At 62.5% G+C, this 13,445-nt stretch carries 14 protein-coding genes; 8 read left to right on the forward strand and 6 right to left on the reverse strand.

The window, feature by feature from the left end; translation table 11 throughout:
* Positions 1-148: 148 nt before the first annotated feature.
* The 3 genes from PFU01S_RS12320 to PFU01S_RS12330 all read right to left on the reverse strand — a co-directional run bounded on the left by PFU01S_RS12320 (position 149) and on the right by PFU01S_RS12330 (position 3,850).
* Positions 149-2,209: a PhoX family protein gene (locus tag PFU01S_RS12320; protein WP_028686923.1), complete on the reverse strand. Its 2,061-nt coding sequence runs from the start codon at positions 2,207-2,209 to the stop codon at positions 149-151.
* A 449-nt stretch (positions 2,210-2,658) separates the two neighbouring features.
* Positions 2,659-3,213 carry a L,D-transpeptidase family protein gene (locus PFU01S_RS12325; RefSeq protein WP_023533642.1) on the reverse strand — a complete coding sequence of 185 codons (555 nt, stop codon included), beginning with the start codon at positions 3,211-3,213 and terminating at the stop codon, positions 2,659-2,661.
* 82 nt (positions 3,214-3,295) lie between these two features.
* Complete coding sequence (locus PFU01S_RS12330; RefSeq protein WP_028686922.1) at positions 3,296-3,850, reverse strand: NUDIX hydrolase; 555 nt, start codon at positions 3,848-3,850, stop codon at positions 3,296-3,298.
* A 114-nt stretch (positions 3,851-3,964) separates the two neighbouring features.
* On the opposite strand from PFU01S_RS12330, the gene PFU01S_RS12335 reads away from it, so the two are divergent.
* The 5 genes from PFU01S_RS12335 to purT all read left to right on the forward strand — a co-directional run bounded on the left by PFU01S_RS12335 (position 3,965) and on the right by purT (position 7,122).
* A complete protein-coding gene (locus PFU01S_RS12335) occupies positions 3,965-4,621 on the forward strand; it encodes a CoA pyrophosphatase (RefSeq protein ID WP_225806658.1) in 657 nt (218 codons plus the stop codon).
* Entirely contained in the window at positions 4,618-5,142 is a 525-nt protein-coding gene (locus tag PFU01S_RS12340) for a gamma carbonic anhydrase family protein (protein ID WP_023533654.1), read from the forward strand. The genes PFU01S_RS12335 and PFU01S_RS12340 overlap by 4 nt, the downstream gene beginning before the upstream one ends.
* A gap of 1 nt (position 5,143) precedes the next feature.
* On the forward strand, positions 5,144-5,329 hold the full coding sequence (locus tag PFU01S_RS12345) for a DUF1289 domain-containing protein (RefSeq protein ID WP_371920335.1): 186 nt from the start codon (positions 5,144-5,146) through the stop codon (positions 5,327-5,329).
* A gap of 67 nt (positions 5,330-5,396) precedes the next feature.
* Positions 5,397-5,864, forward strand: a complete 468-nt coding sequence (locus PFU01S_RS12350; protein WP_023533643.1) for a VUT family protein — start codon at positions 5,397-5,399, stop codon at positions 5,862-5,864.
* 76 nt (positions 5,865-5,940) lie between these two features.
* Positions 5,941-7,122 (forward strand): formate-dependent phosphoribosylglycinamide formyltransferase, encoded by a 1,182-nt coding sequence (purT, locus tag PFU01S_RS12355; protein ID WP_028686921.1) that lies wholly within the window; start codon positions 5,941-5,943, stop codon positions 7,120-7,122.
* Between the two features lie 61 nt (positions 7,123-7,183).
* Here purT and PFU01S_RS12360 read toward each other — a convergent pair whose 3' ends face one another.
* From PFU01S_RS12360 to PFU01S_RS12370, 3 genes are all read right to left on the reverse strand, one after another.
* A complete protein-coding gene (locus PFU01S_RS12360; RefSeq protein ID WP_028686920.1) occupies positions 7,184-8,482 on the reverse strand; it encodes an MFS transporter in 1,299 nt (432 codons plus the stop codon).
* Positions 8,483-8,762: 280 nt separating this feature from the next.
* A complete protein-coding gene (locus PFU01S_RS12365) occupies positions 8,763-9,962 on the reverse strand; it encodes a transporter associated domain-containing protein (RefSeq protein ID WP_028686919.1) in 1,200 nt (399 codons plus the stop codon).
* 9 nt (positions 9,963-9,971) lie between these two features.
* Positions 9,972-10,781, reverse strand: a complete 810-nt coding sequence (locus tag PFU01S_RS12370; RefSeq protein WP_028686918.1) for a cytochrome C assembly family protein — start codon at positions 10,779-10,781, stop codon at positions 9,972-9,974.
* 251 nt (positions 10,782-11,032) lie between these two features.
* Between PFU01S_RS12370 and ffh the strand changes: the two genes are divergently transcribed.
* The 3 genes from ffh (at position 11,033) to rimM (ending at position 13,442) form a co-directional block, all read left to right on the forward strand.
* Positions 11,033-12,409, forward strand: a complete 1,377-nt coding sequence (gene ffh, locus PFU01S_RS12375; protein ID WP_023533651.1) for a signal recognition particle protein — start codon at positions 11,033-11,035, stop codon at positions 12,407-12,409.
* Positions 12,410-12,648: 239 nt separating this feature from the next.
* Positions 12,649-12,900, forward strand: a complete 252-nt coding sequence (gene rpsP, locus PFU01S_RS12380; RefSeq protein ID WP_023533649.1) for a 30S ribosomal protein S16 — start codon at positions 12,649-12,651, stop codon at positions 12,898-12,900.
* A gap of 5 nt (positions 12,901-12,905) precedes the next feature.
* The gene (gene rimM, locus PFU01S_RS12385; RefSeq protein ID WP_027913820.1) at positions 12,906-13,442 is read left to right on the forward strand and encodes a ribosome maturation factor RimM; all 537 of its coding nucleotides are present in this window, start codon (positions 12,906-12,908) and stop codon (positions 13,440-13,442) included.
* The last annotated feature ends 3 nt before the right edge of the window (positions 13,443-13,445 follow it).

Genomic DNA, 13,445 nt, shown 5'->3' on the forward strand with positions numbered 1-13,445 from the left:
AAAGGTGACTGTGCGCCACCCCCGCCACTGAATATCTAATCGATACAAGCGCCCCCGCCAAAATTCCTATCTCACATAAAACATGGACTATAGAATCTGGAACTTGAAACTTAAGGTTGAATAACCTACGTAGTCCCCCAGAACCCAATCAAACCGTCCCAATCTCCCCCCCATCCTCCCGCTGAATCACCACCGTGGAAGACCGCGGCCTAACCCGCTTCCCCCCAACAGCCCCCTCGGTAGCATCCTCCGAAACTGGCCAATTCCCCGGATGCTGAATATTGACAAACAACGTCCTGTTATCCGGCGTAAACGCAATCCCCGTCACCTCACACCCGTTGGGCCCCACGAAAAACCGCCGCAACCCCCCTTGGTTCTGCCCATTGACCGGCACCTGCCGCCCCGCCGCATCCACCAGCAGACCTGGAATCACCGCCAACAGCTGGTCGTTGGTGTAGTCACTGACCGTCGACTCACTGTTGTCCGTCTCGAACCACAGCACCCCGCGACTATCGAATCGCATCCCGTCAGGGCTGGCGAACTGGTTGAGTTCCGTCAGTCCAGAACGGTTGATCTCGGCCCCACCGCCCGCATTGGCGCCAAACACGAAGATGTCCCAGGTCAAGCGCAGGTGATCGTCGCTGTCATGCCAGCGAATGATATGGCCATGACGGTTGGGCCCGCGTGGATTGACCGCGTCGACCTTGTCCGGCGTGCGCGTACTGTTATTGGTCAGTGTGAGGTACACATCGCCGTTGAGCGGATTGACAGTGGTCCACTCCGGCCGATCCATCGGCGTAGCGCCCACGGCGTCGGCAGCGCCACGGGTATTGAGCAAGATGCCCGGCAGGTCACCAAAGCGTGCACCCAGCGTGCCACCCCCGGTGGTAGGGGTAAGCACGTCCAGCGGTAACCATACCCCCGTGCCATCGGCCTCGAAGCGAGCCACGTACAGCGTGCCGTGGTCGAGGTACTTGGCCCCTGTGGCCAGGCGGTTGGCAGCCTGAGCGTCGGCGGGGTCCCACGGTGCCTGCGACACCCACTTGTAAAGGTACTCGTTGTTCGAATCGTCACCCATGTACCAGACCAGAGGCTTGCCAGCGACTGGCACGCCCGGTGCACAGCCTTCGTGACGAAAGCGACCCAGCGCCGTGCGCTTGGTGGCCAGGGTGGTGCGGTCATACGGGTCGATTTCGACGATGTAGCCGTAAGTGCTGGCTTCGTTGCGGTAATCCTCCAGTGCACTGGTGCCTTTGGCCGTTACATCGAATCTGGCAAACTCGCCAGCGTCTTCACCGCTATCACCCGCGGCGCTTTCCCACTGGTACTGGCTGCTGGAGGTGGCCACGCCCAAGCGGCGCTGATCCTCCGGGCACGTACCGTGGTTGACGAAAATGCCTGGCCAGTTCTCTTCGCAGGTGAGGTAGGTGCCCCAAGGCGTGTAGCCATTGCCACAGTTGTTGTTGGTGCCACGGCAGTGGGTGCCGGCAGTGGAGTATGGGGTCTTGACATGAGCGGTGCCGCGCAGCGGGCCGCTGATGTGCATGGGCGAGGCGGTGGTGAAACGCCGGTTCAGTGGATCGTTCTCCACCACCTGCCAGTGGCCATGCACGTTGCGCAGGCGTACCACGCCAGCGCCATGTGCGTTGATTTCCTTGCGAACTTCTTCTGCCGGCCGCTTGCCGTTAGCTGCCCTGGTGGGGCCGGCCGGGTGCAAAGCTGCAGGGTCGATGTACTCGAAGTTAATGGCCAACAGGCCATCATCCGAGCTGCCATCGATGGGGAAGAAATGCATGCCGTCATGGTGCATGCCCATGGCGTTGGCCTGGTCGACAGCGGTATTGCTGCCGTCAGGCTTCCAGGGCGCGGCTTTCCGGTTGAGTGGTGTTCCCCAGGGGGCCAGGACGCGTGCACGATAGCCCTTGGCAATGGTGCACGCATCGGTGCGTGACCCGGGGATCGAGTCGAAGCCCAGCGTCAGCCCTGACCTGGCAGCGTTACCGCTGGCCGACACACCAGGGCCGGCAGGCCTGCGAATCTCAGCCCCATTGACACAACCGCCCAAGCCGGTGCCGGCGATCAAGGTGACGGCGGCGGCCAGACCGCCGCGCATCACACTGCGTCGGCTCAGGTAAATGTCCATGACAGTGGCCATGGCCGTGTTGGTGCCGGGGTTTCGGTCCAGGTTGTCGCCGGTATCACGACTCATCACATGTCCTTGGGTTGCAGAATTGATCCAGACCGCACTCTAGTGGGCAATTGTGATATTTCGTTTGCAGAACCATGAACGGACGTTGCAACCCTGTGGTGTATCTGGCAGGAGCCTCGGAGAAGGGCGCCGTCCCAAGGTTGCTAAGTGGCGCCTGGCGCCCAGGCTCGATGCCCACTGCTCAGAGCGGTTATGCCTACTGGTGCGGATCAGCCCAGGATCCACCGCGTTTCAGCCCTGGGCAGCCTTCGGTGGTGACCTAGAGCAGCGCGTTGATCTGGGCAACGCCCATGCACGGCATGCGATGCGGTACGGGCCTCGTACCCGATTGCGTGGATGCTTTAAGCCGCTGCATTCACTTGGATGCCGTCCCGTGCCTAAGACACTGTCAGGCAGGTTCCAGCAAATAGGTGGGGTCTTTCCTGCAAAAACAGATGAATTGCGCTAAATCAGGGCCGAATCTCGATCATCGTGCCATCGCGCACCAGGCTCCAGACTTCTTGCATGTCGCGGTTACGCATGGCGATACAGCCGTCTGTCCAGTCCAGCGTATGGAAATACCACTCGGGGTATTCGTCATTGATCGGCGTGCCGTGGATCATGATCATGCTGCCGGCCTTCACGCCTGCCTGGCTGGCCCGGGCCGCATCGCTGACGTTGGGGTAGTCGATGTGCATGGCCAGGTTGAAGCGCTCGCTCTGCTTGCGCCAGTCCAGCCAGTAGAAGCCTTCCGGGGTTTTCTTGTCGCCTTCGCGCTGCTTGGGGCCCTTCGGTTGCTTGCCCAGGGAAATGCGGTAGGTCTTGATTGGCTCGCCGCGGCTGATCAGTTGCAGGCGACGCTCGGACTTGATGACCAGTACCTTGTCGACCTGAGGCTGCACGGCCGGTTGCGCAGGCGAGCCCGTCTGCACCGCCGAGACCGGTTTGCGGATGATGGTTTCGGTGTAGGCCGCCTGGGACATCGAGGCAACGCCAAGGCAGAGGAGGGCAAGCAACCAGCGCATGTAGCAATATCCTGAAGGCTCTGTGCCGGGCTTCGCGAAAGGCCCGCGGCGGTAATCATCACCGGGCGGCATTTCGTAAACCCTAACGGGGTGTGGGCGACACGTTCATCGGCGGCAGGTATTCATGGCCTATGGGGAACTGCTGCTCGATTCGGTCGCGATAGTAGCATTCTAATGTCCGCGCCACGGTCCGGAAAGCCAGGGCATCCCAGGGGATCTCATGCTCCTCGAACAGCCTTACTTCCAGGCTCTCGACCCCGACGGCAAACTCAAGGTCCGCCAGCTCGGCGCGAAAGAAGACATGCACCTGGTTGATGTGCGGCAAATCGAACAGCTGGTACAGCGTCATCGAGCCTACACGCGCGCAGGCTTCTTCGATGGTCTCGCGACGGGCGGCCTGGTCGAGCGTCTCGCCGTTTTCCATGAAGCCGGCTGGCAATGTCCAGAAACCACGGCGCGGCTCGATGGCGCGGCGGCACAGCAGCACTCGGCTGCCATGGGTAGGCAGTACACCGGCCACCACGTTGGGGTTCTGGTAGTGGATGGTGTGGCACGCGGGGCAGACGTACCGCAACCGTGTGTCGCCCTGGGGGATCTGCTCGATGACCGGCTGACCGCACGCACTGCAGAAATTCATGGAGGCTTCCTTTTGTCGTGGCCTATCTTGGCGCGGCGGGTCGGTCGCCGCAAGCAGCAGGGGTTGGGTGGCTGACGGCTTTCGTGCATCATGCAGGGCAGGCCTTGGATACGAGTGAGCGCGATGCTGGACGAGCTACTTCGCCGAATGAGCAACCACCAACCTGCAACCCTGGAATCGGATCGGCGGTTCCCGGAAGCGGCGGTACTCTTGCCCATTACCCGCAGCGAAGTACCTGAGCTCGTGCTGACCCTGCGTGCCAAGGGGCTTTCGACCCACGGTGGCGAAGTCGCATTCCCGGGTGGCCGGCGCGATCCCGAAGACCCGGACCTGGTCTTCACCGCCCTGCGCGAGGCTGAAGAAGAAATTGGCCTGCCGCCGGGGTTGGTAGAGGTGCTTGGCCCGCTCAGCCCCCTGATATCTCTGCATGGCCTCAAGGTAACGCCGTACGTCGGCGTCATTCCCGACTTCGTCGAATACCGCCCCAACGATGCCGAGATCGCGGCGGTGTTCACTGTTCCGCTGGAGTTCTTTCGCCAGGACCCACGTGACCATACCCACCGCATCGATTACCAGGGCCGCAGCTGGTATGTGCCCAGTTACCGCTACGGCGAATACAAGATCTGGGGGCTGTCGGCAATCATGATCGTCGAACTGGTCAACCTGTTGTTCGACGCCGGAATCTCCCTGCACCATCCCCCTGTACGTCCTACCGACAAACGAGCAGGGCCCACCCTGCCATCTGCACCCCAGCCTGAGGAGCAACCATGAAATATCGCCTGGGCGACCTGCGGGTCGAGACTCATCCCACCAGCTGGGCTGCGCCCAACGCCACGCTCATCGGCAATGTCCGTCTCCAGGCCCATGCCAGCGTCTGGTTCGGCGCTGTGCTGCGTGGCGACAACGAGCTGATCGACATCGGTGAAGGTAGCAACGTGCAGGACGGCACCGTGATGCATACCGACATGGGCTCGCCCCTGACCCTGGGTAAAGGTGTGACCGTTGGGCATAACGCCATGCTTCATGGCTGCACGGTGGGCGACTACAGCCTGATTGGCATCAACGCCGTCGTGCTCAATGGTGCGCGTATTGGCAAGCACTGCATCATCGGCGCCAATGCCCTGATTGCCGAGGGCAAGGAAATTCCCGATGGCTCTCTGGTCATGGGCTCGCCCGGCAAGGTGGTGCGCGAGCTGACCGAGCAACAGAAACGCATGCTCGAGGCCAGCGCAGCGCACTATGTCCATAACGCCCAGCGCTACGCAAAGGAACTGGTGCCCGACGATGAGTGAGGTGAGCGAGCGCCCCGTGGCGTCCCCGTGCGTCAATATCTGTGCCCTGGATGAGCAGGATATCTGTACCGGCTGCCAGCGCAGCGTTGCAGAGATCGGCCAGTGGGGCCGGATGAGCAACGACGAGCGGCGTGGGGTGCTCAGGCGCTGCCACGAGCGCGCTACCGAAGCCGGGCTGGTGCTCTAGCGGTCCTGCGGTTGCCTCCCAGGGCGGGCGACGGTAATCTGTGCCGCTTGCCCAAAGACTACCCGCCATGCTCTTTCTGATTGCCTATATCAGCAGTGTCGTGCTGATCAACTACGCCTTCTCCAGCGCCCCGCACCTGGACGTCATCTGGTCCGCCTGGGGTGGCCTGGTCTTCATCCTGCGCGACATGGTGCAGACCCGCTTCGGGCATGGGGCACTGGTGGCCATGCTGGCGGCCCTGGTGCTGTCCTACGTCACCTCCGAACCCGCTATCGCCCTGGCCAGCGCCACGGCGTTCTTCGTCTCCGAGCTGATCGACTGGCTGGTCTTCAGCGTCACCCGACGCCCGCTGCGCGACCGGCTGTGGTTGAGCTCGGCCTTGAGCATCCCGGTCGATACGTTCATCTTCTTCGGCATGATCGGTGCGCTCACACCCATGGTCATCGGTACCGCCATGGCGTCGAAGTTCGCCGGCGTCACGGCCGTCTGGCTGGCCATGGCATTTCGCGCCCGACGGGCTGCCGTGGCGGGCTGATGGTGTAGAATAGCGGTCCTTTTTCAGCGGGTGGTGCCGAGTCAGGCGCGGCCCCGGATGCCTTCGAGGACCTGAAATGACCCGTATCGGAACCCCCCTGTCGCCGACCGCGACCCGTGTACTGCTCTGTGGCTGTGGCGAGTTGGGTAAGGAAGTGGTGATCGAGCTCCAGCGCCTGGGTGTGGAAGTGATCGCCGTCGACCGTTACGCCGACGCGCCGGCCATGCAGGTGGCCCACCGCAGCCACGTGGTCAACATGCTCGATGGGGTGGCGCTGCGCGCTGTCATCGAGGCCGAGAAGCCGCATTACATCGTGCCGGAAATCGAAGCCATCGCCACCGCCACGCTGGTGGAGCTGGAAAACGAAGGCTTCAACGTGGTGCCCACTGCACGCGCCACGCAACTGACCATGAACCGTGAAGGCATTCGTCGTCTGGCTGCCGAAGAACTGGACCTGCCCACCTCGCCCTACCACTTTGCCGACACCTACGAAGACTATGCGGTGGCTGTCGCCGATGTCGGCTACCCCTGCGTGGTCAAGCCTGTGATGAGCTCGTCCGGCAAGGGGCAGAGCCTTCTGCGCAGCGATGCCGACCTGCAGAGCGCCTGGGCCTACGCACAGGAAGGTGGGCGCGCCGGCAAGGGGCGGGTGATCGTCGAAGGCTTCATCGATTTCGATTACGAGATCACCCTGCTGACCGTGCGTCATGTCGGGGGCACCACCTTCCTCGAGCCGGTTGGGCACCGTCAGGAAAAAGGCGACTACCAGGAGTCCTGGCAGCCGCAGGCCATGACCCCCAAGGCGCTGGCCGAGTCGCAGCGGGTTGCCAAGGCGGTCACCGATGCCCTGGGCGGGCGAGGGCTGTTCGGTGTCGAGCTGTTCGTCAAGGGCGATCAGGTCTGGTTCAGCGAGGTGTCGCCACGCCCGCACGACACCGGCCTCGTCACCCTGATCTCCCAGGACCTGTCGCAGTTTGCCCTGCATGCCCGCGCCATTCTCGGGTTGCCGATTCCGGTAGTGCGCCAGTTCGGTCCAAGTGCTTCGGCTGTCATCCTTCCGCAGGGGCACTCGAAGCAGACCGCCTTCACCAATCTCGGCGCTGCGCTGAGCGAGCCGGATACCGCGATCCGCCTGTTTGGCAAGCCTGAGATCAGCGGCACTCGTCGCATGGGTGTTTGCCTGGCCCGTGACGAATCCATCGAAGCGGCGCGCGCCAAGGCGACCCGTGCGGCCCAGGCCGTGCAAGTAGAGTTCTGATAGGCCGTTGGGGCCGCTCAGGCGGCCCCAACGCTCCTGCTATGAGGCCACCCTGAGCGTCCTAGAGCTCGGTATTGCGCGTCTCCTTCAGGCACAGCACGGCAATCAAGCTGATCACGGCCGCCGCTGAAACATACCCGCCCACCCAACTCAGGCCGCCCATGCTCACCAGCTTCTGAGCGAAGAACGGCGCTGCCGACGCGCCCACGATACCGCCCAGGTTATAGGCTGCCGAAGCGCCGGTATAACGCACATGGGTCGGGAACAGCTCTGGCAGCAAGGCGCCCATCGGCGCGAAGGTCACGCCCATCAGGAACAACTCGATGGTCAGGAACAGCGCCACGCCCGTGGTCGAACCCGAGGTCAGCAGCGGTTCCATGGTAAAGCCCGAAGCCACGGCCAGCAGGCCGCCGACGATCAGCACAGGCTTGCGTCCGTAGCGATCGCTGAGCCAGGCCGACAGCGGCGTCGCCAAGGCCATGAACACCACCGCAAAGCACAACAGCCCCAGGAACGTTTCACGGCTGTAGCCCAGCGTGCTTACGCCGTAGCTCAAGGAAAAGACGGTGGAGATGTAGAACAGTGCGTAGCACACCACCATGGCGGCGGCACCGAGCAAGGTCGGGCGCCAGTGCTTGGCGAACAGGTCCACCACCGGCAGCTTCACGCGCTCCTGGCGGGCCACCACCTTGGCGAACACCGGGCTTTCCTCGAGCTTCAGGCGCACATACAGCCCCACCAGGACCAGGGCGGCGCTGAGCAGAAACGGTATGCGCCAGCCCCACTCGCGGAACTGTTCGTCGCTAAGCGTCAGTGCCAACGTGAGGAACAGGCCATTGGCTGCCAGAAACCCGATCGAAGGGCCTAGTTGTGGGAACATCCCGAACCACGCCCGTTTACCGTGCGGTGCATTTTCGGTGGCCAGCAGTGCCGCACCGCCCCATTCGCCGCCCAGCCCCAGCCCTTGGCCAAAGCGCAACAGGCAAAGGATGATCGGTGCCCACACACCAATGCTGTCATACCCCGGCAAAACGCCGATGGCGGTGGTGGAAACGCCCATCAATAGCAGTGAGGCAACCAGGGTGGACTTGCGTCCGATACGGTCGCCGAAGTGACCGAACAGTGCTGAGCCCAGTGGCCTGGCCAGAAAGGCGATGCCAAAGGTCAGGAAGGCCGCCAGCATCTGGGCAGTGCCGGACCCGGACGGGAAGAACACCGGCCCGATGACCAATGCGGCTGCCGTGGCGTAGACATAGAAATCGTAGAACTCGATGGCGGTGCCGATGAAGCTGGCAGTGGCAACCCGCGCGGGCGAGTTGACCGGCGCGGCAGGTGCGCCGGCGTAGGTGCTGGTTGTCATTCAAAGGTCCCTGGCAGTCTGGGGCAACGCCATGGTGCTCTGTCAGCCTGCAACGGACACACCGATTGCAGCCGGCTGAACAGCGGTTCGCATGGCGCTGGCGCGATTGTTGTTGTGTTCGCCTGGCTGACGATAGCCCAAGGGGATAGGGGCGGGCGGACACTGCTCAGGATGGTGAAGCAGGGCCGCAGGGCGTTTCAGCGAAGCGGACTGACCGTGGAGCGCCGAGTGCGGGTAGCAGGCGGGACGGCAGGGCTGGGTAAGCGTTGCCCGAGTATAGCTATCGGGTTGCCGTCCATACCAGTACCTTGCTGGCGCAATTGTCTTCGGTTTCAAGGATTTCCAGGCGATAGCGGCCGATTTTCAGGCACACCGCACTCTCCGGGATGCTTTCCAACGCTTCGGTCACAAGGCCGTTGAGGGTCTTTGGTCCGCCATCGCACGGCAGGTGCCAACCCAAGCTACGGTTGATCTCCCGCAGCGAGGCCGTGCCGTCGATGACATAGGTACCGTCAGGCTGCTTGTGCACATGGGGATTGCCCAGGCTCTGGTCATCTTCGAACTCGCCGACGATTTCCTCGAGAATGTCTTCCAGGGTGACGATACCCAGTACTTCACCGTACTCATCCACCACCACGCCCAGGCGCCGCTGCTGCTTGTGGAAATTGAGCAACTGCAGGTTCAAGGGCGTGCTTTCGGGCACGAAATAGGGCTCGTAGCACGCCTGGCGCAGTGCTTCGAGGGTCAGCTCGGCCTGCGGCAACAAGTGGCTGATCAGCTTGGTGTTGAGGATGGCTTCAACCTGGTTGATGTCGTTGTGATACACCGGCAGACGGGTGTGGCGGCTGACGATCAGTTGCTCGATGATGCGCGCGATCGGCTCGTCGAGGTTGATGCCATCGACCTCGTTGCGCGGCACCAGAATGTCGTTGACGGTGATCTTGTCCAGCGACTGGATGCCGTCGAGCAAGCCCCGTCGTGGTGTTTCCGGGTGCTCGTCGTCCTCGAAGGCGTCGGCTTGCTCGGGGTGCAGGGCGACTGCGGCGGGCTGCTTGCGCAGTGGGCGCAGCAGCAGCTTGGCGCAGCCGTCGAGTACACCGGCCAGCGGTTGCAGCAGTACCAGTGGCGGCTTGAGCAAGGCGCCCAGGCTGACGAAGACGTGCGGGTTGCGTCTGGCCAGGCGACGCGGCAGGTACTCGGCGAACACCAACAGAACGGCAGCGGCAGCAAGGCCTGCCTGCCACAGGCCATTGTCACCGCCTTGGCGCAGCCCGATCAGGCAGGCCAGCGCCAGCACCAGCCATTTGCCCAGGCTGGCGCCCAGGACCAGGGCAGGGCCCGAGAGCTTGGGTGGGCTGTCATTCTCGCCGCCCGACACCATCGTGTGCAGGCGTGCGGTCTCGATGGCGGTGAGCAGTGCAGACCACAGCAGGGCGATTGCCGAGGTGCCGAGAAGAGGTGCGTACGGCAGGATGTTCATGTAAGGCCGTCAGATGTGCAGGATGAATTCGCGAACCAGCTTGCTGCCGAAATAGGCCAGCATCAGCAGGCAGAAGCCTGCCAGGGTCCAGCGGATGGCCTTGTGGCCCCGCCAGCCCAGGCGGGTACGCCCCCACAACAATACGCTGAACACAACCCAGGCCACGCAGGCCAGCAACGTCTTGTGCACCAGGTGCTGGGCGAACAGGTTGTCAAAGAACAACCAGCCGGACACCAGCGACAGGGACAGCAGGCACCAGCCTGCCCAGAGAAAGCCGAACAGCAGGCTTTCCATGGTTTGCAGTGGCGGGAAGTTTCGAATCAGGCCTGAGGGGTGCTTGTGCTTGAGTTGATGGTCCTGGACCAGCAACAGCAACGACTGGAACACGGCGATGGTGAACAGCCCGTAGGCCAGAATCGACAAGAGGATATGGGCAAGAATGCCCGGTTCCTCATCGATCAGCGGCACGGTCCCCGGCGGCGCGAATTGGGCCAGCAGCGCAGTGACCGCACCGAGCGGGAACAACAGCACCAGCAGGTTCTCCACCGGGATGCGCAGGCATGCCAGCAAGGTCAGGGCGATGACGGCCACGGCGATCAGGCTGGCGGCACTGAAGAAATCCAGGCTCAGGCCAAGCGGGGTGATCAGCTGGAAGAACAGCGCACCGCCCTGGGCGATCACGGCAATGGTGCCCAACAGACCGGGTAGCCGTTTGTCGATCTTGCGGCCCTTGGCCAGGGATGAGCCCTGGTAGATGGCCGCGACGATGTAGAGCGCAGCGGCAATCAGGTTGGGGATGAGGCTGGGAGAGGAGACCATAAGTCCTGGTGGGCGAGCCTTAAAGAGACGGAGTTTGGCATAAACCGCGCCGCTCTAGGAAGACTGACGGGCGCGCAAGGCGGAGGCGGCGCAGGCACGGGGCAAACCCACGTCGCGACTGGCGAGTGCCACTGAAGGTGTGCGCGGTCGCTTCACTTCGCTATAATCGCCGCCTTGCTGTGCCTGGCGGGTGTGCATTTCCCCGCGGGCGCCTGACAACCTCGGCTTTTACTGGGCCAGAAAGGATCATCATGTTCGAAAACCTGACCGACCGCCTGTCACAGACGCTGCGCCATGTCACCGGCAAGGCCAAGCTGACCGAAGACAACATCAAGGACACGCTGCGCGAAGTGCGCATGGCCCTGCTCGAGGCCGACGTTGCCCTGCCGGTGGTGAAGGATTTCGTCAACAGCGTGAAGGAACGTGCCGTCGGCACAGAAGTGTCGCGCAGCCTCACCCCAGGCCAGGCCTTCGTCAAGATCGTCCAGGCCGAACTCGAAAGCCTGATGGGGGCGGCCAACGAGGACCTGGCGCTCAATGCCGCCCCGCCTGCCGTGGTGCTGATGGCCGGCCTGCAAGGTGCGGGCAAGACCACCACCGCCGGCAAGCTGGCGCGCTTCCTTAAAGAGCGCAAGAAAAAGAGCGTGATGGTGGTGTCTGCCGACGTCTATCGTCCCGCGGCTATCAAGCAGCTCGAGACCCTGGCCAACGACATCGGCGTCACCTTCTTCCCGTCCGACATCAGCCAGAAGCCGGTCGCCATCGCCGAAGCCGCCATTCGCGAAGCCAAGCTCAAGTTCATCGATGTGGTCATCGTCGATACCGCAGGCCGTCTGCACATCGACGCCGACATGATGGACGAGATCAAGGCCCTGCACGCCGCGGTCAAGCCCATCGAAACGTTGTTCGTGGTCGATGCCATGACCGGCCAGGACGCCGCCAACACCGCCAAGGCGTTCGGGGAAGCCTTGCCGTTGACCGGCGTGGTGCTGACCAAGGTCGATGGTGATGCGCGTGGTGGTGCGGCGCTGTCGGTGCGCGCCATCACCGGCAAGCCGATCAAATTCATCGGCATGGGCGAGAAGAGCGAAGCGCTCGAGCCGTTCCACCCCGACCGGGTGGCCTCGCGCATCCTGGGCATGGGCGACGTGCTCAGCCTGATCGAGCAGGCCGAGCAGACCATCGACAAGGCCAAGGCCGACAAGCTGGCCAAGAAACTGAAGAAGGGCAAGGGCTTCGACCTTGAAGACTTCCGTGACCAGCTTCAGCAGATGAAGAACATGGGCGGCCTGGGCGGGCTGATGGACAAGCTGCCGAGCATCGGCGGCGTCAACCTGTCGCAGATGGGCAATGCCCAGGGCGCTGCCGAGAAGCAGTTCAAGCAGATGGAGGCGATCATCAACTCCATGACGCCGGCCGAGCGCCGCGATCCCGACCTGATCAGCGGCTCGCGCAAGCGCCGCATTGCCCTAGGCTCCGGTACCCAGGTGCAGGACATCGGCCGGCTGATCAAGCAGCACAAGCAGATGCAGAAGATGATGAAGAAGTTCTCCAGCAAAGGCGGCATGGCCAAGATGATGCGAGGGCTCGGCGGCATGCTGCCGGGCGGCGGCATGCCCAAGCTGTGAAGTTTTCGGGGCAGACCGTCTTCGTGCCGGCCCCTCACCCCGCGCAAGCGGGACAACGGTCGCGATTTTCGCGGCTTACGCAGCAAGTCTGGACGGTCGGGCAAGCTTCGACCGAAAAAGTCATTTGCAAATGTCCGTGTATTCCTTGAGAATATGCGGCCTTTTGGGCACCCGTGTGCCTATTTGGCATTCAGATTTGCAGTACCAACTGCAGCACCGACTATAGGAACGATGTTCACATGGTAACCATTCGTCTGGCCCGTGGCGGCTCGAAAAAGCGCCCTTTCTACCACCTGACCGTGACCAACTCGCGTAACGCCCGTGACGGCCGTTTCGTTGAGCGCGTAGGTTTCTTCAACCCGATCGCTGCTGGCGCCGAAGTCAAGCTGTCGGTCAACCAAGAGCGCGTCACCTACTGGCTGAGCCAGGGCGCACAGCCGTCTGAGCGTGTTGCTCAGCTGCTGAAGGACGCTGCCAAGGCTGCCGCCTGAGCAATATGAACGCGACGCCAGAAAAGGCTGACGACCTCATCGTCGTTGGCAAGATTTTTTCGGTTCACGGCGTTCGCGGCGAGGTGAAGGTGTATTCCTTTACCGATCCGATTGAAAACCTGTTGGATTATCCAAGCTGGACGCTTCGGCACGAAGGCAAGGTAAAGCAGGTCGAGCTGGTCAGCGGTCGTGGCTCCCAAAAGGGCCTGGTCGTGAAACTGAAAGGTCTCGAGGATCGTGACGAAGCCCGTCTTCTGAGCGGTTACGAAATCTGCATTGCGCGGAGCCTTTTGCCCAACCTGGCCGCCGATGAGTACTACTGGTACCAGTTGGTAGGTCTGAAGGTCATCAACCAGGACGAACACCTGTTCGGCAAGGTCGATCATCTGTTGGAGACCGGTGCGAACGATGTAATGGTGGTCAAGCCGTGTGCAGGCAGCCTGGATGATCGCGAGCGTTTGTTGCCCTATACGGCGCAATGCGTGCTCGATATCGACCTGGATGCAGGCGTGATGCGGGTTGAGTGGGACGCGGACTTCTAATCG

The organism is Pseudomonas fulva NBRC 16637 = DSM 17717 (assembly GCF_000730565.1).
GTDB classification, from domain to species: Bacteria; Pseudomonadota; Gammaproteobacteria; order Pseudomonadales; family Pseudomonadaceae; genus Aquipseudomonas; species Aquipseudomonas fulva.